Annotated in this window: 20 protein-coding genes and 1 riboswitch; of the genes, 11 read left to right on the top strand and 9 right to left on the bottom strand. The window is 66.3% G+C overall.

Features of this window, described 5'->3' with window-relative positions; translation table 11 throughout:
- The first annotated feature begins 88 nt into the window (after positions 1-88).
- From ACWRN3_RS17140 to ACWRN3_RS17130, 3 genes are all read left to right on the top strand, one after another.
- Positions 89-835 carry a GAF and ANTAR domain-containing protein gene (locus ACWRN3_RS17140; RefSeq protein WP_476741380.1) on the top strand — a complete coding sequence of 249 codons (747 nt, stop codon included), beginning with the start codon at positions 89-91 and terminating at the stop codon, positions 833-835.
- A gap of 82 nt (positions 836-917) precedes the next feature.
- On the top strand, positions 918-1,538 hold the full coding sequence (locus tag ACWRN3_RS17135) for a hypothetical protein (RefSeq protein WP_255174303.1): 621 nt from the start codon (positions 918-920) through the stop codon (positions 1,536-1,538).
- 69 nt (positions 1,539-1,607) lie between these two features.
- Complete coding sequence (locus tag ACWRN3_RS17130) at positions 1,608-2,648, top strand: thioesterase domain-containing protein (RefSeq protein WP_476741379.1); 1,041 nt, start codon at positions 1,608-1,610, stop codon at positions 2,646-2,648.
- On the opposite strand, the gene ACWRN3_RS17125 is transcribed toward ACWRN3_RS17130, so the two are convergent.
- On the bottom strand, positions 2,645-3,481 hold the full coding sequence (locus tag ACWRN3_RS17125) for an HAD-IIA family hydrolase (protein WP_255174305.1): 837 nt from the start codon (positions 3,479-3,481) through the stop codon (positions 2,645-2,647). The genes ACWRN3_RS17130 and ACWRN3_RS17125 overlap by 4 nt on opposite strands.
- Positions 3,482-3,552: 71 nt before the next feature.
- Here ACWRN3_RS17125 and ACWRN3_RS17120 point away from each other — a divergent pair, with 71 nt between their 5' ends.
- The 3 genes from ACWRN3_RS17120 (at position 3,553) to ACWRN3_RS17110 (ending at position 5,841) form a co-directional block, all read left to right on the top strand.
- Entirely contained in the window at positions 3,553-4,209 is a 657-nt protein-coding gene (locus tag ACWRN3_RS17120; protein WP_210411303.1) for a TrmH family RNA methyltransferase, read from the top strand.
- 189 nt (positions 4,210-4,398) lie between these two features.
- The gene (gene fbaA, locus ACWRN3_RS17115) at positions 4,399-5,418 is read left to right on the top strand and encodes a class II fructose-bisphosphate aldolase (RefSeq protein ID WP_476741378.1); all 1,020 of its coding nucleotides are present in this window, start codon (positions 4,399-4,401) and stop codon (positions 5,416-5,418) included.
- Positions 5,419-5,841: a DUF3151 domain-containing protein gene (locus tag ACWRN3_RS17110; protein ID WP_255174307.1), complete on the top strand. Its 423-nt coding sequence runs from the start codon at positions 5,419-5,421 to the stop codon at positions 5,839-5,841. It abuts the gene before it with no gap.
- A gap of 123 nt (positions 5,842-5,964) precedes the next feature.
- Here the strand turns inward: ACWRN3_RS17110 and ACWRN3_RS17105 are convergent, their stop codons facing one another.
- Both ACWRN3_RS17105 and ACWRN3_RS17100 read right to left on the bottom strand, forming a co-directional pair.
- Positions 5,965-6,594 carry a uracil-DNA glycosylase family protein gene (locus ACWRN3_RS17105; protein WP_476741377.1) on the bottom strand — a complete coding sequence of 210 codons (630 nt, stop codon included), beginning with the start codon at positions 6,592-6,594 and terminating at the stop codon, positions 5,965-5,967.
- A 211-nt stretch (positions 6,595-6,805) separates the two neighbouring features.
- Complete coding sequence (locus tag ACWRN3_RS17100) at positions 6,806-8,014, bottom strand: cobalamin-independent methionine synthase II family protein (RefSeq protein WP_476741376.1); 1,209 nt, start codon at positions 8,012-8,014, stop codon at positions 6,806-6,808.
- Positions 8,015-8,027: 13 nt separating this feature from the next.
- Positions 8,028-8,132: riboswitch (SAM riboswitch) on the bottom strand.
- A 218-nt stretch (positions 8,133-8,350) separates the two neighbouring features.
- On the opposite strand from ACWRN3_RS17100, the gene ACWRN3_RS17095 reads away from it, so the two are divergent.
- From ACWRN3_RS17095 to ACWRN3_RS17075, 5 genes are all read left to right on the top strand, one after another.
- The gene (locus tag ACWRN3_RS17095) at positions 8,351-9,415 is read left to right on the top strand and encodes a M14 family zinc carboxypeptidase (protein ID WP_476741375.1); all 1,065 of its coding nucleotides are present in this window, start codon (positions 8,351-8,353) and stop codon (positions 9,413-9,415) included.
- Between the two features lie 234 nt (positions 9,416-9,649).
- Positions 9,650-10,939, top strand: coding sequence for an adenylosuccinate synthase (locus tag ACWRN3_RS17090; RefSeq protein ID WP_476741374.1), 1,290 nt, complete (start codon positions 9,650-9,652; stop codon positions 10,937-10,939).
- Between the two features lie 191 nt (positions 10,940-11,130).
- Positions 11,131-11,502 (top strand): YegP family protein, encoded by a 372-nt coding sequence (locus tag ACWRN3_RS17085; RefSeq protein WP_476741373.1) that lies wholly within the window; start codon positions 11,131-11,133, stop codon positions 11,500-11,502.
- A 294-nt stretch (positions 11,503-11,796) separates the two neighbouring features.
- A complete protein-coding gene (locus tag ACWRN3_RS17080) occupies positions 11,797-12,348 on the top strand; it encodes an RNA polymerase sigma factor (RefSeq protein WP_255174312.1) in 552 nt (183 codons plus the stop codon).
- Complete coding sequence (locus tag ACWRN3_RS17075) at positions 12,345-13,313, top strand: hypothetical protein (protein ID WP_476741372.1); 969 nt, start codon at positions 12,345-12,347, stop codon at positions 13,311-13,313. Before ACWRN3_RS17080 ends, ACWRN3_RS17075 begins: the two co-directional genes overlap by 4 nt.
- A gap of 61 nt (positions 13,314-13,374) precedes the next feature.
- Here the strand turns inward: ACWRN3_RS17075 and ACWRN3_RS17070 are convergent, their stop codons facing one another.
- From ACWRN3_RS17070 to ACWRN3_RS17045, 6 genes are read right to left on the bottom strand one after another with little or no spacing between them, the layout of a single operon-like run.
- The gene (locus ACWRN3_RS17070) at positions 13,375-13,869 is read right to left on the bottom strand and encodes a CoA-binding protein (protein ID WP_476741371.1); all 495 of its coding nucleotides are present in this window, start codon (positions 13,867-13,869) and stop codon (positions 13,375-13,377) included.
- The gene (locus tag ACWRN3_RS17065; protein ID WP_476741370.1) at positions 13,866-15,218 is read right to left on the bottom strand and encodes an O-acetylhomoserine aminocarboxypropyltransferase/cysteine synthase family protein; all 1,353 of its coding nucleotides are present in this window, start codon (positions 15,216-15,218) and stop codon (positions 13,866-13,868) included. The genes ACWRN3_RS17070 and ACWRN3_RS17065 overlap by 4 nt, the downstream gene beginning before the upstream one ends.
- Entirely contained in the window at positions 15,218-16,408 is a 1,191-nt protein-coding gene (sfnG, locus tag ACWRN3_RS17060) for a dimethylsulfone monooxygenase SfnG (protein ID WP_324644012.1), read from the bottom strand. Before sfnG ends, ACWRN3_RS17065 begins: the two co-directional genes overlap by 1 nt.
- Positions 16,405-18,357, bottom strand: coding sequence for an acetate--CoA ligase (acs, locus tag ACWRN3_RS17055; RefSeq protein ID WP_476741401.1), 1,953 nt, complete (start codon positions 18,355-18,357; stop codon positions 16,405-16,407). The genes sfnG and acs overlap by 4 nt, the downstream gene beginning before the upstream one ends.
- Positions 18,348-19,250 carry an ABC transporter permease gene (locus ACWRN3_RS17050; protein WP_255174317.1) on the bottom strand — a complete coding sequence of 301 codons (903 nt, stop codon included), beginning with the start codon at positions 19,248-19,250 and terminating at the stop codon, positions 18,348-18,350. Before ACWRN3_RS17050 ends, acs begins: the two co-directional genes overlap by 10 nt.
- Entirely contained in the window at positions 19,250-20,299 is a 1,050-nt protein-coding gene (locus ACWRN3_RS17045) for an aliphatic sulfonate ABC transporter substrate-binding protein (RefSeq protein WP_476741369.1), read from the bottom strand. Before ACWRN3_RS17045 ends, ACWRN3_RS17050 begins: the two co-directional genes overlap by 1 nt.
- Positions 20,300-20,328 lie beyond the last annotated feature (29 nt).

Raw genomic sequence — 20,328 nt, 5'->3', positions numbered from 1 at the left:
GGCCTGCCGCTGGTGGCTGATTTATTATTTGCGTTAACACCTTTCAGTTGCTTGGAGATCCTGCATTTTGCTCCCCCCACAACAGCCGTTGAGCGCAACGGACCAAGTCCAGAACCTCATCCTGGAAAGCGCCGATTTCGAGGACTTCCTCAACGAGTTGGCGCGCTTCTCCGCGCACCAGATGGCAGGCGACGGCGATGACGCCCTGTGCGGCATCACGTTGCTCCGCGACCGGAAGGCAGCCACCATCGGCTGGAGCAGCGAAACGGCACGGGAAGTGGATGAAATCCAGTATTCCCTCGCCCAGGGACCGTGCCTGTCCGCGGCAAAGGAAGAACGGGAAGTGTACGTCCCGGACCTTCTGCAGGAGGACCGGTGGGGTCCGGACTATGCGGCCGCCGTTGCCTCCCACGGGTTGCGTTCGGTGCTTTCCCTGCCGTTCAACCTGCAGGGGGAGGCCAAAGCCGCACTGAACCTCTACTCCGACGCCCCAAACAAGTTTGACGGCCGGGCGGCGGACAGGGCGCGGGACTTCACCCGGGAAATTTCCGAAGCACTGCGGCTGGCTGTCCGGTTCTCGCTGCACGCAGACAGCGCAACAAACCTTCGGGCCACGCTTGAGTCGCGGACCATCATCGACATCGCCATCGGCATCGTCATGGCGCAGAACCGGTGCAGCCAGGAAGCCGCCGTCGAAATCCTCACCGAGGCATCCAGTAACAGCAATATCAAACTCCGGGACATCGCCAAGTCGCTGGTGGATTCGGTGGGCGGTACCGGTGCGCGTACCCACTACCAGGAACCGGGCAAGGTCAGCCAGGGTCCCAGGGCCTGATCGGGAGGTTGTGCGGAGGCCCGGTGAGGGTTAGGCTTGCGGAGGTTGAGCCGTCGGCCATAGAACCTCTTTTGGAGTACCTATGGACCGCGCGCTAGACGCACTCGTTAACCTCGATGTCCCCGCGGACATCGTCCGGATTGAAGTCCGGGGAGCCCTTCACCACGACTCCCGTGCTGAACTGGGCCACATCATCCGCCGCGTCCGGAGGATGGGCATACGTTGCCGTATCTGCGTCGATCTTTCGCAGGCTGAACTTGTCGAATCATCCGCGCTGGCAGGTCTTCGCAGCGACCTCAACGCCATGGACACCACGTCCCTGCTGGGCGTTCCCTCCGCCGGGGTGTCCCTTCAGCTCACGCCCGCTGCGTACGACTGGGCGCAATGGGACGCTTCCAGCCGCCGGCCGCTTCTGATGGATGATGACGTCAGGGAGCTTTTCCCCGGCGGTGAGTTCGCAGGAGAATACCCCCAGTTGCCGGTGATGTGGATCGAAGAGCTGTACGGCCGTCCGCTGACCGAATACACGGAGCAGGAACTGCTGCACGCCAGCGACTCCGCCTTTGCCCTGCTGGACAACCCGGACGCACCCGACGGTGCTGACCTGCTGGGCCGTTATAACGACATTGGCCTGGAGATCCTCCGCCGGCAGCAGGAACCGCAGGCGCCATTCCCGGCCACGGAGGGGCAGGCCGCCAGCTGACGCGCAGCGTCACCGAACGTTAACATCCGCGGTTGCCGTGGTGACTTTCCCGGGGCTTACGGTAGGAGTGTGCCGTATGAGGGGGAAGTTAATCCACAGAGCCGGCGCGGGGTCTCCGATGCCCGGCTGCTGGCGGAAGCGGCTGCCCTCAAACGCTTCTCGCGGCGTGCGTTCCTGGCAGGGGCCGGCGCCTCCGGGCTGCTGGCCGCGGACATGCTGATGACCCGTGAAGTGCAGTCGCAGCGCCGGAGCACCAGGATCCTGACCGTTGCGGATAGCTTCGCCGATGTTTACTACCCGGACGCCAGCTGGTTCCTGTTCCCCGGGTACAAGACCAGCTGGGAAGAGGCGCAGTGGATCCTGAACACGCTCAGGGGCGCACTGAACAAGCGCGCCCGGCTCGCCGCCGTCGGATATTCCAACCTGGGGCTGAACATCACCGAGGTGGTCAACGCGATCACCGACTACATCACTGCTGAGAAGATCACCAAGCTCTTCTTTTACGGGCACAGTTTCGGCGGCATGCTCGCCACCCAGGTGGCAGCCCGGCTCCTGGCCCTGCAGGGCGTCCAGGTGCAGTTCATTCTCCTGGACTCCAGCCCCTACAGCGCCCACGACGTCCTGGACCAAAGCTGGTTCGACGGCGTGGTGTTCCTCTACGAGAGCGGCGTCAGGTTCCCCTCCACCCTGCGCGGCGGGTATGAACTGGGGGAGCGGATCATCCACAAGGACGAACGGAGCTGGCGCCAGATCCTGAACCAGACGCTGGAGCAGCTCTCACCCATTGCCCCGTCCAACGTCCTGGTCCAAACGGAGTCCGCCTACATCTACCACTTCGAGGGAAGCCAGTTCGCCGGCCACCTCGGCACGGCCAAGATGGCCTACATCGGCAACCGCAAAGACGGGACTGTTGACTATGAGACCGCGGCCGAAACCTGGGCGGTGGTGTTCAAGGACAACATGGTCTCCAGCAACCTGCAGACTACGGGGGCGGCGCCCGCCCACGCCAGCCCCGGCTGGAACCCGCAGATCTACCGGCCCCTGGTCACGGAACTGCTGGACGAGTACTTCCCCCTGCCCCGGGGCGGCTCCCGGGTCAGTATCTTCTAGATCTGGTTTTTCAGGTCCGCCACGGAATTCAGCACCTGGTTGGGCCGGAAGGGGTACGCGGCGATGTCGTCCTTGTGCGTGATGCCGCTGAGGACCAGGACGGTGTGCAGGCCTGCCTCCATGCCGGCGATGATGTCCGTGTCCATCCGGTCACCGATCATGGCGGTGGTCTCGGAGTGTGCATCGATCTGGTTCATGGCCGACCGGAACATCATGGGGTTCGGCTTGCCCACAATGTACGGTTCGCGGCCGGTGGCCTTGGTGATCAGGGCCGCGATGGCACCTGTGGCCGGCATGGGGCCATCCTTGGAGGGGCCGGTGGCATCCGGGTTGGTGGCGATGAACCGCGCACCGGCGAGGATCAGGCGGATGGCCGTGGTGATTGCCTCGAAAGAGTACGTCCGCGTCTCGCCGAGCACCACGAAGTCCGGGCTCTGGTCGGTGAGAATGAAGCCTGCCTCGTGCAGCGCCGTCGTCAGCCCTGCCTCGCCGATGGTGTAGGCGCGGTTGCCCGATTCCGATCCTCCCGCGGACACCTGGTCCTTCAGGAACTGGGCGGTGGCCAGCGCGGAAGTCCAGATGTTCTCCTCGGGGATCTCCAGCCCGGAAGCGCGCAGGCGGGCGGCGAGGTCGCGGGGCGTGAAGATGGAGTTGTTGGTCAACACCAGGAAGCGCCTGGACGTATCCACCCAGCGCTGGATGAGCTCCGCCGCCCCGGGGATGGGCTGGTTTTCATGCACCAGGACACCGTCCATGTCCGTCAGCCAGCACTCAATCTCCTGGCCGCTCCGGTATACCGCCGGGTTGCCTGCTACCTGGTCCTCGTCTGCCATGCCCTGCCTCCGCCTGTGATGTTTGCCCGAAGAGTCCAGTCTAGTGTTGAAGGGTGAACCAAACGCCCGGCATGACAGACGAACCCGACCACCAGCCCGGGGAGGCCGAACCCGCGAAGGCGGAGGTCGGCGTCGGGCCCTGGGAGGGGGAACTGCCGGAAGGCGACCACTGGGACCCTGACCTGCTGGCGGACGGCGACCGGCGCAACGTCCTGGACAAATACCGCTACTGGAAGCACGAGGCGATCGTGGCGGAGCTGGACTCCCGGCGGCACAATTTCCACGTGGCCATCGAAAACTGGCAGCACGATCTCAACATTGGCACCGTGGTTCGTACTGCCAACGCCTTCCTCGCCAAGGAGGTGCACATCATCGGTCGACGGCGTTGGAACCGGCGCGGGGCCATGGTCACCGACCGCTACCAGCACGTCCGCCACCACCCCACCGTGGAGGACTTCGTCCAGTGGGCGCAGGGGGAGGGGCTGGCGATCATCGGGATCGACATCTTCCCGGACTCGGTGCCCCTGGAGACGTACGAACTGCCGCGCGACTGCGTGCTGGTGTTCGGGCAGGAGGGCCCGGGCCTGACCCCGGAAGTCCACCAGGCCGCCGCCGCCACCCTGTCCATCGAGCAGTTCGGCTCCACCCGGTCCATCAACGCCGCCTCCGCCGCGGCTATTGCCATGCACGCCTGGATCCGCCGGCACGTCTTCAACCAGCACGTGTAGCCCAGACCTGCGGGTGGCGGGCCCACGCCCGCGGGGTTCCCTGGCCGAGCTTGCGAGGCTAGGGTGCGGGTGCGGGTGGGGCGTAACCCAGAGCACTCCGGGCCCGGGAATGGCTAGGATGGTGCCAAGCCGTAAGCGGTCTATTTGAGGGTCATCCACCCACAGACGAAACTCAGCAGAGGAGCCAGCATGCCCATTGCAACCCCAGAGATCTACGCCGAGATGATCGACCGCGCAAAGGCGGGCGGATTCGCCTTCCCGGCCGTCAACGTCACGTCCTCGCAGACGCTGAACGCGGCACTGCGCGGCTTCGCGGAGGCAGAGTCCGACGGCATCGTGCAGGTCTCCACCGGCGGTGCCGCCTACTGGTCCGGCGCCTCCACCAAGGACATGGTTGCCGGTTCCCTGGGCTTTGCGGCTTTTGCCCGCGAGGTGGCCAAGAACTACGGCGTGAACATCGCCCTGCACACCGACCACTGCCCCAAGGACAAGCTGGACGGTTTTGTCCTGCCCCTGCTGGCGGCCTCCGAAGCTGAGGTCAAGGCCGGCCGCAACCCGCTGTTCAACTCCCACATGTGGGACGGCTCGGCAGAGACCCTGCAGGAGAACCTGAAGATTGCCCGCGACCTGCTCCAGCGCACCGCCGCTGCCAAGATGATCCTCGAGGTGGAGATCGGCACGGTCGGCGGCGAGGAAGACGGCGTGGAGAACGCCATCAACGACAAGCTCTACACCACGGTGGAGGACGCCCTCGCCACCATCGACGCCCTCGGCGCCGGTGAAAACGGCCGCTACATCACCGCCCTGACCTTCGGCAACGTGCACGGCGTGTACAAGCCCGGCGGCGTTAAGCTCCGCCCGGAGATCCTCAAGGACATCCAGGCGCAGGTGGGTGCCAAGATCGGCAAGGACAACCCGTTCGACCTGGTGTTCCACGGCGGCTCCGGCTCCTCCGACCAGGAAATCGCTGACGCCGTCTCCTACGGCGTGATCAAGATGAACATCGACACCGACACCCAGTACGCCTACACGCGTCCGGTGGCTGACCACATGTTCAAGAACTACGACGGCGTCCTGAAGGTCGACGGCGAAGTGGGCAACAAGAAGACCTACGACCCCCGTGTCTGGGGCGCCTCCGCCGAAGCCGGCCTGGCAGCCCGCGTGGTGGAAGCCACCAAGCAGCTCGGTTCGGCCGGAAAGACCTTCTAGATGTCGGACGAGTTCCGCCGGAACCTGATGGGGCCGGAGCCCACGCTCCTGCCTGCCGAAACCGAGGTGTACGGGCAGCTGGATGCCGGTCACGAGGCATTGGACCTGGTGGCCAAGCACCCCACGTCCTCGCTGCTGTGGGCCGTGCTCGCCGAGGAGGCGTGGGCGGAGGGCCGGGTCATCGACTCCTACGCCTACTCCCGCGTCGGCTACCACCGCGGCCTGGACTCGCTGCGCCGCAACGGCTGGCGCGGCGTCGGGCCCATCCCGTGGGAGCACGAGCCCAACCGCGGATTCCTGCGGGCCCTCTACTCCCTGGGCAGGGCTTCGTCTGCCATCGGCGAGGCTGACGAGCCGGAGCGGATCGAAAAGTTCCTCAACGACTCGGACCCCACGGCGAAGGCAGCCATCGAGGGCAAGTAACTCCCTAACGCCTCCCTGGCTTCGCTTCGCTGAGCCATTGAGCCCTCGGCGGCGGAGGCCCCTGGATACGACGACGGCGGGTGGTTACCTTTCCTGGAAAGGTGACCACCCGCCGTCGGTCGTTTAAGGCTTGGCGATTCCGGTGCGTGCCATGGCGTCGGCGTAGGCCGCACGCATGTCCTCGAGGTACTCCTCCTGGCGCGCCGGGGAACCGGCGAAGGCGCGGCCGCTCAGTGACCTGACCTTGTAGGTCTTCAGGCCGCGGCGCCACAGCAGGGGCACTTCGGTCTTCAGCAGCAGGTTGGCCAGGCGGTTGGCCTCGGTGCCGTGCGCCACGATGACCGAGGCACGGGGCACCAGTGCCAGGAACTTCAGCAGCGGCTTCAGGCCTGCCTGGATCTGGTCGGGAGTGAACTTTCCGTTGGCCTCACCGGGGACGTGCCACGGGTGGACGTTCCACGGCATCACGTACTCGGGGCGCAGGCCCAGCTTCCACTGCAGGCCAAGCATGCGGGTCGCGGCATCCTGGTCCCCGGCGGTGATGAACCCGGACGGGTCCGCCTCGCCAATGTTGGAGAACAGGCTGATGATGCGGCATTCCTCCACGTCGTGCATGGGATCCACGTAGGGGACCACGGTTCCGGGCTTGGTCTCCCGAAGGGAATCACACAGCTCGTTAACGGCAGCAACGCTGGGGTCGTAGCGGCGGCTCATGAGCTGTTCGTGGAATGTTTCGGGTGCCAGGGCTGTCATGAAGTGCTGGTTCTCCTGCGGGGATTGGCGTTGCTGCCGCCACGGAAATGGGCACGCGGGGGCGCGACACATCAGCGGCGGTTGATTGGGGTGGGCCGATTCCTGGTCGGCCTTACCCAGTTTAGCAAGCCCCGGGAAACGAAACGCCGGTCCCGTGCACCTGATTCAGCCAGGGCACGGAACCGGCGGGTTTTTGCTTCGCCTCCCGCAGCTACCAGAGGCGGCTGGTGGCCCGGCGGGCGCCCTCCCCGAGGGCCTCCAGCTTGGCGAAGGCGATCTGCGGGTGGACCCGGCCGCCCAGGCCGCAGTCGGTGGAGGCGATGACATTCTCGCGGCCCACGACGTCGGCAAAGCGGACAATGCGGTCTGCCACCAGGTCCGGGTGTTCCACCACATTGGTGGCGTGCGAGACGACGCCCGGGATGATCACCTTGCCCTCGGGGAGCTTGGTGTCCTCCCATACCCGCCATTCGTGTTCGTGGCGGACGTTGGCCGCTTCGAAGGAGTAAGCGCCGGCGTTGACCTGCAGCACCGAGCCGATGATGTCGGCGAACGGGATGTCCGTGGTGTGCGGGCCGTGCCAGGAACCCCAGCAGACGTGCAGCCGGATCTGTTCCTGGGGCAGGTCGCGGAGGGCCCAGTTGGTGGCCTCGACGCGCAGTTGGATGAACTTCAGGTAGTCCTCCAGGGATGGCTCGGGATTGATCTGGTCCCAGCTCTCGGCCAGGGACGGATCATCGAGCTGCACCGTGAGGCCGGCATCGATGATCGCCTTGTATTCCTCCCGCATGGCATCCGCGCACGCGTAGACGAGTTCCTCATCCGACGTGTAGTACTCGTTGGCCACACGGGCGCAGGAGCCGGGGGAGAGGGACGCTACGAAGCCGTCCGACAACCCGGCGGCGGCGAGGCCGGTCTTCAGGTTCCTGATGTCCGACGCCACCAGGTCCTGGCCCGTGTAGGTCAGGGGTCCGGCGATCTTGGGCTGCGTGACGCTCTTGCGGTGGGACAGGATGCCCGACGAGGGATCGTTGTAGGCCTCGTTGAACGCCTGCCGGTCCCGCCGGTCCGGGAAGGAGGTCAGGACGATGTTGCCGGGGGAAGAGCGGTGCACCTGCGCATCGGCCCAGCGGTCCACATTCGTCGGCTCCAGGCCGCCCAGCCGTGCGAAGGAGTAGTTCCACCAGGCACCGTAGTCCACGGAACTGGACATCGTGTGCCCGTATTCGCCGTCGTTGGGAATGTCGATGCCGAGGTCCTTCTGGCGCTGGACCACCTCCACCACGGAGGCCTCCAGGAGTTCCAGGAACTCAGGGGTGACGCCGTCGGTTTCCTTGGCGGCGTTGGCCGCGATGAGTTCCGGGGTGCGGGGCAACGATCCTGCGTGGGTGACGCGGATGTGGTCGGTGTTCAGGGACATGCTGGAATCTTCCTTTCCATCGGTCCTGGCAGTAGCACCTTCGGCCGGCAGGAATCCTGCGGGACCGTGGTTGCTGCGGCGTCATCGAGCCAGGTCTCTCGGCCGCTCCGGATGGTTCACTCTCACATAAATCCAGATGGGCCTGCCCCGGGGCAAGTCTGCTCCGCTTTATGTCGCGACAGGTCGCGTCTGAAGCTTCCCTGCCGAAAACATGCTTACAGCCTTTGTTCAGGTTATTGACAGGTTTCGTTAAGCTTGGTTGGCTGAGGTCACATGCCGCTGCCCGCGACGGAGCTGGCCGGCGCACCCCGATGCACTCGAAAGAGGTAACGCACTGTGAAGAAATCCCTGGCAAATTTCGGGACCTTCGCCGTCTCCGGCGCCCTGGCGCTGGCCGTCGTCGCAGGACCCGCCCCGCTGGCACACGCGGTAGGCGAAGGCCCCAACTACGACGGCAACGGCCAGATCACCACGTCCAAGCTCGCCACGTACAAACAGATGGTCTCGTTCCTGAAGGACCAGGACGCGCGCCAGCCGGCAATGGAGCTGGAGGTCATCGGGCAGACGATCAAGGGGCGCGACATCCACCTGGTCAAGTACATTTCGGACCCGGCCAAGCCCACCATCCTGTACCTGACCCAGCAGCATGGAAACGAGCAGCTCACCACCGAGGGCGCCATGGAGTTCATCAAGCACCTGGCGACCGGCAAATCCGCGGACATCCTCAAAGGTGTGAACATCCTGGTGGTGCCCATGCTCAATGCGGACGGCGCCATGGGGGACGTGAACTTCTCCCTGGACAATTACCTTGCCAAAGGGGACCGCCACCTCACCCGCTACAACGCCGAGGGCGTGGACCTGAACCGCGACCATGTGGCCAAGATCCAGCCGGAGACCCAGGCGCTGCACAACAACGTCATGCGCAAATACCGGATCGACTACATGATCGACCTGCACCACCAGGGCACCCGGGCGGAGCGTGACGGCAAGCTGGTATCCGGTTCCATCCTGTACCCCACCACCCCCAACGCCGACCCCGCCGTCGTCGAAAAATCCAAGCAGCTCGGCGCGGTGGTCTTCAACAACGTCGACTCCACCGGCTGGGGACACCTGGGCAAGTACCAGGGCGGCAGTACCGAAACCATCAGCCGCAACGGCATCTCCGTGGAGTACGGCATCGCCACCCTGCTCTTCGAGATGCGCGGCATGTCGGACCACTATTTGGACGGCTATGCACTCGGGCAGCGCAGCAACGGCTACCTGATCAAGCAGACCGTCACCACGCTGACCTCCACGGCCGCGGCCATCGCGGACGGGTCCATTGCCGACGCCGACACCTCCTTCTGGAACACGCTCGCCGAACAGACGTCCCGGCCCGCCGGGGAGGCTGAGGACGAGTAGACGGCACCGGCCGCCGCGGCCTTTTGGCAGAAAGGGCCGCGGCGGGCCACAACAGTGGACAAAGTGCCCTATCGGCTAAACTTGGGTGGTAAGAGCCCCGGAACTCTTGCTTCGCTGCGCCGTGCTGCGGCTGTGCGAAGGCCGGTATGTTCGGGGCATTCTCATGAACGGCGCTGCATGGGCCCGCCACCTGGTGGCAGGACCGGGCAGTCCGAACGAATGGGGGAGGATCCCATGCCAGCAATTGTGATCGTAGGAGCCCAGTGGGGCGACGAAGGAAAAGGCAAGGCCACCGACCTGCTGGGCGGCCGTGTTGACTACGTCGTCAAGCCCAACGGCGGCAACAACGCCGGGCACACCGTCGTCGTAGGCGGTGAAAAGTACGAACTCAAGCTGCTGCCGGCCGGCATTCTCAGCCCCAACGCTGTTCCCATCATCGGCAACGGCTGCGTGGTGAACCTTGAGGCCCTCTTCCAAGAAATCGACGGACTCCAGGCGCGCGGCGCCGACACCTCAAAACTGCGGGTCTCCGCCAACGCCCACCTGGTGGCCCCGTACCACCAGGTGCTGGACAAGGTGACCGAACGCTTCCTCGGCAGCCGCGCCATCGGCACCACCGGCCGCGGCATCGGCCCCGCCTACATGGACAAGGTGGCACGGCTGGGCATCCGCGTCCAGGACGTCTTCGACGAATCCATCCTCCGCCAGAAGGTGGAAGGCTCGCTGCGCCAGAAGAACGAACTCCTGGTCAAGGTCTACAACCGCCGCAGCGTTGTGGTGGACGAGATCGTGGAGTACTTCCTGTCCTTCGCCGAGCGGCTCCGCCCCCTGGTCATCGACAGCACCCTGGTCCTGAACTCCGCGCTGGACGAGGGCAAGGTAGTCCTGATGGAGGGCGGCCAGGCAACGTTCCTGGACGTCGACCACGGCACCTACCCGTTCGTGACCTCCTCCAACCCGACCGCCGGCGGCGCGTCGGTGGGTTCCGGCATCGGGCCCACCCGCATCTCCCGCTCCATCGGCATCATCAAGGCCTACACCACCCGCGTTGGTGCCGGCCCGTTCCCCACGGAGCTTTTCGATGAGATGGGCATGTACCTGCAGAAGACCGGCGGCGAATTCGGCGTCAACACCGGCCGCCCGCGCCGCTGCGGCTGGTACGACGCCGTCCTGGCACGTCACGCTTCCCGCGTCAACGGCTTCACGGACTACTTCGTCACCAAGCTGGACGTCCTGACCGGCATCGAGCAGATCCCGGTGTGCGTGGCCTACGACGTCGACGGCGTGCGCCACGACGAGATGCCCATGACGCAAACCGAGTTCCACCACGCCAAACCCATCTTCGAGTACTTCGATGGCTGGAACGAGGACATCACGGGAGCCCGGACGCTGGCGGACCTTCCCGAGAACGCCCGCAACTATGTGCTGGCCCTGGAGAAGCTCTCCGGAACCCGGTTCTCGGCCATCGGCGTTGGCCCGGACCGCGACCAGACCATCGTGGTGAACGACCTCATCAACGACTGACTTGTGGGCCCCGCCTGCTAGGGAGCGGGTGGGGATTACGACGGCGGCAGGCCACCTTTTGCAGGTGGCCTGCCGCTTGTTTTTGCTGGCGGAAAGCGAATTTACACAGGCTTAACGCGCGCGGTCTTGTGAGGCTTCCGGTGCCGCGGCCAGACTCGTCTGTACAACCTGGTGCCCAAGGAAGGATCGTCATGGCCGGAAAATTTGAAGCATTCATCGACGCTGATTCGTTTTTCCGGTTCCGTCTCCTGGCTCCGGACGGGGCCGTTATCGCCGTCTCCGGCCCCTTCGAGGACAAAGCCGCTGTGGCGGCAGGGATCGCCGCGGTGCGTGAATGTGCCGGGACCGGCCTGGTCACCGACCTGTGCCCCGCCGGAACCGTAGCCCGTCCCGCGCCTGCACCCGCTGCGGCTGCTGCCGCTGTTCCGGCCGGGCTGTCCGCCGCCGTCGTGCCCGTGTGCGGAGAGGAACGCGCGCCCTCCACGCGGCACGCCTTTGCACTGGCCAATACGCCGCGCCGGCATGCCACGGCCCCCCGGTGGACCAGGACAGCAACCCGCTGACGGACGGGGAAGAAAGTTTTCAAAAGTTTTTTTGAAAGCGCGTAACCCTTTGGGGTGCCCCAGCGATTACCCCTATGAAGTGCCGGTCTGGAACCTGTCCCCCATCACGTTCCAGGCCGGCTCTTTTGTCTTTTCGCAAGGGTGGCCGCACCGCCTGGCCCGGCACTGGCCCTGTTTCCGGCGCCGTGGCGGTTCCGGCGGGGTGGTTACCGGAGGGTAAAGTAAGGGCAGCGTTCCGGATGTACTGAACGCCCGCCTTGCCAACACCCTTCTTTGACGGAAAGCACCACGTCAGTGACCGATGCACAGACAGACGAGGCTCCGGACCAGCCGCTTTCCGGGACTGCCGCCTTCAACCTTGTCTACAAGACCTACGCATCACAGGTGCTGGGCTACCTCACAGCCCGGGGAGTCGAGGATCCGGAGGCCGCCATGCAGGAAGTGTTCCTTTCCGTGCTGCCCCGCCTCCACACCGTGCACGGCGGCGAACCCGGCCTGAGGACCTTTATCTTCTCCGTCGCCCACGCCCGCATGGTGGATGACCACCGCCGGCAAAGCCGGACCCCGGTCAAGCTGCCTTTCGAGCCCGAGCTCGACCAGCGGGTAGACACCTCAGCGGAAAAGGAAGCCCTGCAGCGCCTGTCGCCCCAGGAGGTCCTTAGGCTGCTGGACGGGCTGCCGCAGGACCAGCGGGACGTGCTGTCGCTGCGCCTGGTAGGAGGCCTCACGGTGGAACAGACAGCGGAGGCCATGGAAAAGAGCGCTGGTTCGGTGAAACAGCTTCAGCGGCGCGCATTGTTGAAACTCCGGGAACTCGCCGCAGTGAAGGAGTACCTCGCGCCATGACACCCGCCCCGGAAAACCGCGCCGCCCTTGTTGATGACATGCTGCTGGACGCCGGCTGCCACCTGGATGCAGACCTTCGCAACGCCCTGCTGTCGCTGGGCACCCTGGCGTCGCTGCCCGCGCCTGCACCCAGCGGTGAGCTTGCCGCACTGCTTACGGCCGGGGGACCTTCACCGTTGGAAGGCCCGGCACCGGCCGGGGAGCCGGCGGGGGAACCGGGCGAGGAAGCAGCTGAAGAGGCACCCGAACAGCCCGGTGGACAGCCCGATGCGCAGCCTGGGGACGAACTGGCGCGCCGCCGCCGCCGGCACCGCCCCACCGCGCTGGGCCTGGTGCTGGTGGCCGGGATGGGGCTGGGCGTGGGCGGGGTAGCCGCCAGCTCCAGCACTTCCGGGACCAGTCCCGTGGAGCACCTGCTGGAGGATTGGGCGCCCTGGAAAGGTACAGCCGGGGAACCGTCCGCAGCCGGTTACAGCTACCGGGGCCCCCACGTGGCTTCCGACGGGGACCTTGCCGCTGCCGGCCCACCGGCACCGGGTGCGGCCACCGATGCCGCGTATCTTTCCTCCAGCCTACTTCGGGATCCTGCCGGCTCCTCCCGCCACACGGGACGGGCGCACACTGGGTTCCCGCCGTGCGTGGGTCCGGTCAAACACGAGGCCGGCGCCGGCGCCGAAGCGTGCACGTCCGCGGCGCCCGGGACTTTCTTGCAGGGCAATGGAACCGGCAGGGGCAAAGAGAATCCCGGCGCTGCGACGGGCGGGATGCCGGCGGAGCCAGGGGCTGCCGGGGCCGCGAAGGCCGGACTCCCGGCGGCCAACACCGGGCCGTCAGCCGGGGGTGCAGCCGCGGAAGCACAGAAGGCGGCGGGCTCCGCGGCCAACGCAACGCCGGCGCAGGGCCAAACAGGCTCCCAGGCGGCAGGACAGGGAACCCGGCCCAAGCCCACGTCTCCGGCGAAATAGCCCAAACACAGCAACAGCGGGCCCGTCGGACGGACCCGCTGTCGCCTTATTCAGTCGCCGGTCAGGCCATGACCTGGCGCTTGGAGGAAATCACGCCGGTATCGAAGCCGGCCAGGTGGAGTCCACCGTGGAAGCGCGCGTGCTCGATCTTCACGCAGCGGTCCATCACCACGTTGAGCCCCGCGGCTTCCGCGCCTGCCGCGACGCCTTCGTGCCAGGAACCCAGCTGCAGCCAGAGTGTTTTGGCGCCGGCGGCCACGGCCTCTTCCAGGACGCCCGGAAGGTCGTCGTGCTTGCGGAACACGTCAACGATGTCCGGGCTCTCCGGCAGGTCCGCCAGGGACGCATACGCGGGCTGGCCCAGGATCTCCTTGACCACCGGGTTCACGAAGTACACCTTGTAGCGGGTGGAGGACAGCAGATAGGTGGCCACGAAGTAGCTGGCCCGCGACGGCTTGTCAGAGGCTCCAACAATGGCAATGGATTTCGCCTGCCGGAGCAGGGCCAGCCGCTCAGCTGCCGACGGGCCGGACCAGGTACGTTCGGCGGTACTCATGCGTTTGCTCCGATCGTGCAGGCGTCTGCGGGTTCTTCCAGGACGGCGGCGTCCTGGGCCGCTGCGTTGGAGGCCTCGGTGAGTGCCTGGTCCAGGTCCCACAGGATGTCCTCGATGTCCTCGAGGCCCACCGAGATGCGGACCAGGTCCTCCGGCACGCCCGCGGATTCCAGCTGGGCTGCGCTGAGCTGCTGGTGCGTGGTGGAGCCGGGGTGGATCACCAGGGTCCGGGAGTCACCCACGTTGGCCAGGTGGGAGGCCAGCTGCAGGGATTCGATGAACTTCTGTCCTGCGGCGCGCCCACCCTTGACCCCGAAGGAGAAGACCGATCCGGGGCCCAGCGGCAAGTACTTCCGTGCCCTGTCGTAGTGCGGGTGGGAGGGCAGCCCGGAGTAGTTGACGTAAGCCACCCTGTCATCGTTTTCCAGCCACTCGGCCACAGCCCGCGCGTTCTTCAGGTGCTCGTCCAGCCGCTGCGGCAGGGTTTCGACGCCCTGGAGCAGCTGGAACGCCGACTGCGGCGAGAGGGCCGGGCCGATGTCGCGCAGCTGCTCGCTGCGCAGCTTGGTGAGGAAGCCATACTCACCGAAGTTGCCCCACCAGGAGACGTTGCCGTAGGAAGCCACGGGCTCGGTCATGGTGGGGAACTTGCCGTTGCCCCAGTTGAACCGGCCGCTTTCCACCACCACGCCACCGAGTGTGGTGCCGTGGCCGCCCAGGAACTTCGTGGCGGAGTGGATCACGATATCCGCCCCGTGCTCGATGGGCCGCACCAGGTACGGCGTGCTCAAGGTGGCATCGACCACCAAGGGGATGCCGGCGTCGTGCGCCACCTTTGCCAGCCCCGCCAGGTCCTGGACCTCCGACGACGGGTTGGCCACCACCTCCACGAAGATGGCCTTGGTGTTGTCCCGGACCGCCGCGGCGTAGTCGGCAGGGTCGGTTCCGGGCACGAACGTGGTGTCCACGCCGAACCGGCGCAGGGTCACGTCCAGCTGGGTCACCGTGCCGCCGTACAGCTGGGAGGCTGCCACGATGTGGTCGCCTGCCTGCGTCAGGGCGGCGAAGGTGATGAACTCCGCTGCCATGCCCGACGCCGTCGCGACCGCTCCGATGCCGCCCTCGAGGGACGCGATACGCTCCTCGAACGCCGCAACGGTGGGGTTGCCGATGCGGGAGTAGATGTTGCCGTACTTCTGCAGCGCGAACAGGTTGGCGGCGTCGTTGGTGTCTTTGAAGACGAAGGACGTGGTCTGGTAGATGGGAACGGCACGGGCGCCGTGTTCGGCGTCAGGGGTGCCGCCGGCGTGCAGGGCGCGGGTGCGGAAACCGAAAGTACGCTCAGCCATCAGACACCCACTGCCTGGGCGGCGGGAGTGGTTGAGAGGTCGAGCTCTGTGCCGTGCTTGCGGGCCAGGTCCGCCTCAAGCTCCCGGACGATCGGCAGGATGTCCCGGCCGAATGCGGCCACCTCCTCCTGGAAGTGCAGGTAGCAGGTGAGGAACAGGTTCACGCCGATCTTCTTGTATTCGACGATCCGTTCGGCGATCTGCTCCGGGGTGCCGATCAGCTGGGTCTTGAAGCCGTCGTTGTACTGGATCAGGTCCTCGAACGTGGAATCCGCCCACATGCCCTTGCCGTCCTTGGTGGCGGCACCGGCCTCCTGCACCGCGTCCCGGAACCCCTGGACGGCGGGCTTGTGCGCCTTTTCCACGATCTCGCGCAGGGTGTCCCGGGCCTCCTTCTCCGAGTCGCGCGCAATGACGAAGCCGTTCAGCCCGAAACGGGGAGCGGCCAACTGGCCGGCAGTGCCGCGGCGGGCCTCGCCGGCAGAGGCGACGACGCCGGCGATGTTGTCCTTGAAACCCTCAAGGTCCTTGCCGTTGGAGAAGTACCAGTCCGCCACGCGGCCCGCGGTGGCCTGGGCCGCCGTCGAGTTTCCACCGAAGAAGATCTCGGGGTGGGCGCGGCCGGGGACGTCCACCGGGGCGGGGTTCAGGGTGAAGTCGGTGATGTTGTAGTACTTGCCGGACTGGCTGTAGTCCTTTTCGGTCCACAGGCCGCGCAGGACGTTGATGAATTCCTCCGTGCGGACATAGCGCTCGTCGTGCTCCAGCCACTCCAGGCCGAAGTTGGTGAACTCGCTCTTCAGCCAGCCGGAGACGATGTTCACGGCAGCGCGGCCATTGGAGATGTGGTCCGCGGTGATGATGTACTTTGCCAGCACGCCCGGGTGCCACATCCCGGGGTGAACAGCGGCAATCACCTTGAGGCGCTCCGTGGCGGCCAACAGGGCCAGGCTGAACGACGTCGCCTCGTGCTGCTTGTCCGCGCCGTAGGAGGCGGCGTAGCGCGTCTGCGTCAGGGCATATTCGAAGCCGGACTCCTCGGCGATGCGCGCCAGTTTTTTGTTGTAGTCGAAGTCCCAGCCGGTGCGCTGTTCGATGGTGGATACCACCAGGCCGCCGGAGACGTTGGGCACCCAGTAGGCGAACTTGAGCGGTTCGGAGAGTCGTGCGACGTTGCTGATCTCGGTCATGAATTTTCCTTCGGTAGGGCCCGCTGGCGCAGGACGTCCTGGATACCGGCGATGGCCGGTTCGTTCTGGAGGGAGGTTGTGTCGCCCAGCGCAGTTCCCTCGAACAGCTGGGTGAGCAGCCGGCGCATGATCTTGCCGCTGCGGGTCTTGGGGACATCGGGAACCACGACGACGTCGCGTGGCTTGGCGATGGGGCCGATCTCCTTGGCCACGTGGTTCCGGAGTTCGTCGATACAGTCGGCCGGGGACCCGGCCTTCAGCACGACGAAGGCAACCACCGCATGGCCGGTCTTCGGGTCCGCCACTGGGCAGACCCCGGCCTCCACTACGTTGGGGTGCGACACCAGCGCGGACTCGATCTCGATGGTGGAGAGCAGGTGGCCGGAGACGTTCAGGGTGTCATCAACGCGGCCCAGGATCCAGATGTCGCCGTCGGCATCGTATTTGGCGCCGTCGCCGGCGAGGAACCAGCCCTGGTCCGCGTACTTGCTCCAGTAGGAGTCGAAGTAGCGGCGCGGGTTGCCCCAGACGGTACGGGCGATGGCGGGCCCGGGGGAGTCAACCACGATGTATCCCTGGACGCCCGGCGCAACTGTTGTGCCGGCGTCGTCAACGATCCTGGTGCTGACTCCCGGCAGGGGACGCGCCGCGCAGCCGGGCTTGAAGCTGCTGTCCGTCGGCGCGGGGGAGAGGATGGTGGCGCCGGTTTCGGACTGCCACCACGTGTCCACCACCGGTGCGGTGCCGGCGCCCACGTTGTCCCGCAGCCAGCGCCAGGCCTCCGGGTTGACCGCTTCTCCCACAGTCCCCAGCAGGCGGATGGAGGACAGGTCATAGGTGGCCGGGACGCCGTCCGGGAACCAGCCCATGAGGGACCGGACCAGGGTGGGCGCCGTGTAGTACTGCGTCACGCCGTAGCGTTCGATGACCTCAAAATGCCGGCCCGGATGCGGAGTGTTGGGCGTGCCCTCGAAAATCACCTGGGTGACCCCGTTGGACAGCGGGCCATAGATCTCGTAGGTGTGCGCCGTGACCCAGGCGAGGTCCGCGGTGCACCAGTGCACGTCCTGGTCGCGCAGGGCCGGATCCGGGTTGCTGAACAGGTGCTCGAAGCTCCAGGACGCCTGCGTCAGGTAGCCGCCGGAGGTATGCACCAGCCCCTTGGGCTTTCCGGTGGTCCCGGACGTGTACATGATGAACAGCGGCGTCTCGGCGTCGAACGCCTCCGGCTCGTGGACGTCAGAGGCGCTTCCGACGACGTCATGCCACCACACATCGCGGCCTGCGGTCATGGGGACGGCAGCCAGGTTGTTGGCAGGGGTGGTGCGGTTGACCACCAGGACGTGCTCGATGGCATTGTCCCCGGCGACGGCGGCGTCCGCGTTGTCCTTCACGGGAACCGCCACGCCGCGGCGGAACTGGCCGTCGGTCGTGACCAGGAGCTTGGCGCCGGTGTCCTCCACCCGGAACTTCAGCGCTTCCGCGGAGAACCCGCCGAACACCAGGGAATGGATGGCACCGATGCGGGCCACGGCCAGCGTGATGATGACCGTCTCGGGGATGACCGGGAGGTAGATGACTACGCGGTCGCCCTTGGTGATGCCCAGGGCCAGGAGCGCATTGGCCGCCTTGGCCACCTCGCGCTGGAGTTCGGCGTATGTGATGGACCTGCGGTCGCCCGGCTCGCCTTCGAAGTGGAGGGCCACCTTGGCGCCGCGGCCGGCCGCGACGTGGCGGTCCACGCAGTTGGCGGCCACGTTGAGCTTTCCGCCTTCAAACCAGGTGATGCCCGGCCCGCGGCCCGCTTCACGGTCCGCCGGATTCCAGCGGTGCGCCGTGTGCCACGGGGTGTCCCAGTCCAGGCGCAGCGCCTGCTGCTCCCAGAAGGCAACGTTGTCCGGGTGCACCCCCGCGTTCAGGTCCATCGTCTCGGTGGTGCTCACGCCCATCGTTTCACCGCCCATTTTTCAGCCAGGCCCAGCAGGGCATCGGTAATTTTTCCAATAACGGCCAGCATCACGATGGCCAGGAGCAGACGGTCGGTTCGGCCGTTGTTCTGCGAATCGATCAACAGGAAGCCCAGGCCCATGGAGGAGGCGATCAGCTCAGCGGCCACCAGGAAAAGCCAGGCCTGGGCCAGGGCCAGGCGCAGCCCCGAGAACACTGCGGGGACCACCGCGGGAAGCTGCACGGTGGTCAGCAGCCGCACCCCCTTCAGGCCGAAAGCGCGGGCGGCTTCCACCAGGTTCCGGTCCACGTGGCGCAGCGCCAGGGACACGGTGGTGAACACCGGGAAGAACGCGCCGATGATGATGAGGGTGACCTTGGAGTCCTCGCCGATCTTCATCCACAGGATCAGCAGCGGCACCCAGGCGAGCGATGGCACCGCGCGCAGTGCGCCGATGGTGGGTGCCAGCAGGGCGTCGGCCAGTTTGGACAGGCCCACGGTGGCGCCCAGGACCAGGCCCAGGACGGCTCCCACCAGGAACCCGATGAGGACCCGCTGGGTGGAGATGGCGATGTGGGTGCCCAGCTCGCCGCGTTCCACGAGCTCGCCGGCAGCAGCCAGCACCATGGCGGGCGGAGGCAGCTGGACCACGGTGAACATACCGTTCGTGGAGGCCACCTGCCATGCTGCCAGCAGCGCAACGGGAATGATGAGGCCAAGGGGCAGACGCGCCCAGTTCCTGGAACGGACTCCGGCGGGAGACCATCCCGGTGCCGGAGCGGATGCCGTAGCGGCGCCCGTCTGGGCGGCGTCTGCCGCGGTTGCGGCGGCGGCTGCAGCACGCCCGTCCGCAACACTGCCGCTGGTGGTCTTCGGCTCTCCTGGGTAGCTCATCAGGAGGCCTTGATGGCTGACGGATCAGCCTTCTTCACCAGCGAGTCGTCGAGAAGGGAGCCCACGGCGTCGTCAATCTGCTTCTGCGTTTTGACGTCACCTGTTTCCACGAAGGTGGGGCCGATCTTCTCCAATACTTTGCGCTGCGCGTCACCGGGCGCGGGGTCCACGTCCAGGTTGCTTCGCTCCAGGACCACGGTCTTGGCCACGGCGAGGTCCAGTCCGGCTACGTCGGCCAGGATCTGGGCGGTCTGGTCCGGGTTCTGCGCCGCCCAGGCGCGCGCCTTTTCATAGGCGTTCACCACGGCCTGGGCCAGCTCAGGTTTGTTCTTGAGGAACGATTCGGTGGCGTTCAGGAAGCCGTAGGTGTTGAAGTCCAGGTTGCGGTAGAACAGCTTGGCGCCCTTCTGCTCCGCCCCGGCCATGATGGGGTCCAGCCCGGACCAGGCCTGGACCGAGCCGTTTTCCAGGGCGGTGCGGCCGTCCGCGTGCTGCAGGTTCTGGACGGTCACGTCACCGGGCTTGAGGCCGGCCTGCTCGAGTGCCTGGAGCAGGAAGAAATAGGGGTCGGTGCCCTTGGTGGCGGCCACGGACTTGCCCTTGAGGTCGGCCACGGAGGTGATGTCCGAGCCGGCGGGTGCCACCAGGGCCGCCCACTCGGGCTGCGAATAGATGTCGATGGTCTTGATTTCCGAGCCGTTGGCCCGGGCCAGCAGCGCTGCGGATCCGGCGGTGGAACCCACGTCGATGGCGCCGGAGCGGAGGGCTTCGTTGGCTTTGTTGGAGCCCGCGGACTGCACCCAGTTCACGGTGACGCCCTGGTCCTTGAGGCTGGCCTCGAGCCAGCCCTGCTTCTTGATGACCAGGCTCAGCGGGTTGTAGGTGGCGAAGTCGATGTTGAGCGTTCCGCCCTTGCTGCTGCCGGCCGCCGCCGCGCTGCCGGAGGAGCCTTCCCCGGCGACGCAGCCGGTGAGTGCCAGGACCGCGGAGGCAGCAAGGGCTGCTGCGCCAAGGACTGAACGGCGGGTGATGGGCAATGCGTGCGGCATGGGTTTCCTTTGGAAGCGGGTGATGGAAC

This window comes from Pseudarthrobacter sp. rb (assembly GCF_056389225.1).
Note: the sequence above shows the minus strand (reverse complement) of the source record. Positions and strands in the feature narration are given on the sequence as shown.

Excerpts from the sequence above, each read along its gene's own strand:
- ACWRN3_RS17045 (WP_476741369.1), bottom strand. The coding sequence starts at position 20,299 with ATGCCGCACGCATTGCCCATCACCCGCCGTTCAGTCCTTGGCGCAGCA.
- ACWRN3_RS17125 (WP_255174305.1), bottom strand. The coding sequence starts at position 3,481 with ATGGCAGACGAGGACCAGGTAGCAGGCAACCCGGCGGTATACCGGAGC.
- acs (WP_476741401.1), bottom strand. The coding sequence starts at position 18,357 with ATGGGCGTGAGCACCACCGAGACGATGGACCTGAACGCGGGGGTGCAC.
- ACWRN3_RS17065 (WP_476741370.1), bottom strand. The coding sequence starts at position 15,218 with ATGGCTGAGCGTACTTTCGGTTTCCGCACCCGCGCCCTGCACGCCGGC.
- ACWRN3_RS17100 (WP_476741376.1), bottom strand. The coding sequence starts at position 8,014 with ATGTCCCTGAACACCGACCACATCCGCGTCACCCACGCAGGATCGTTG.
- sfnG (WP_324644012.1), bottom strand. The coding sequence starts at position 16,408 with ATGACCGAGATCAGCAACGTCGCACGACTCTCCGAACCGCTCAAGTTC.
- ACWRN3_RS17070 (WP_476741371.1), bottom strand. The coding sequence starts at position 13,869 with ATGAGTACCGCCGAACGTACCTGGTCCGGCCCGTCGGCAGCTGAGCGG.
- ACWRN3_RS17135 (WP_255174303.1), top strand. The coding sequence starts at position 918 with ATGGACCGCGCGCTAGACGCACTCGTTAACCTCGATGTCCCCGCGGAC.
- ACWRN3_RS17110 (WP_255174307.1), top strand. The coding sequence starts at position 5,419 with ATGTCGGACGAGTTCCGCCGGAACCTGATGGGGCCGGAGCCCACGCTC.
- ACWRN3_RS17105 (WP_476741377.1), bottom strand. The coding sequence starts at position 6,594 with ATGACAGCCCTGGCACCCGAAACATTCCACGAACAGCTCATGAGCCGC.
- ACWRN3_RS17085 (WP_476741373.1), top strand. The coding sequence starts at position 11,131 with ATGGCCGGAAAATTTGAAGCATTCATCGACGCTGATTCGTTTTTCCGG.
- ACWRN3_RS17120 (WP_210411303.1), top strand. The coding sequence starts at position 3,553 with ATGACAGACGAACCCGACCACCAGCCCGGGGAGGCCGAACCCGCGAAG.
- ACWRN3_RS17075 (WP_476741372.1), top strand. The coding sequence starts at position 12,345 with ATGACACCCGCCCCGGAAAACCGCGCCGCCCTTGTTGATGACATGCTG.
- ACWRN3_RS17050 (WP_255174317.1), bottom strand. The coding sequence starts at position 19,250 with ATGAGCTACCCAGGAGAGCCGAAGACCACCAGCGGCAGTGTTGCGGAC.
- ACWRN3_RS17090 (WP_476741374.1), top strand. The coding sequence starts at position 9,650 with ATGCCAGCAATTGTGATCGTAGGAGCCCAGTGGGGCGACGAAGGAAAA.
- fbaA (WP_476741378.1), top strand. The coding sequence starts at position 4,399 with ATGCCCATTGCAACCCCAGAGATCTACGCCGAGATGATCGACCGCGCA.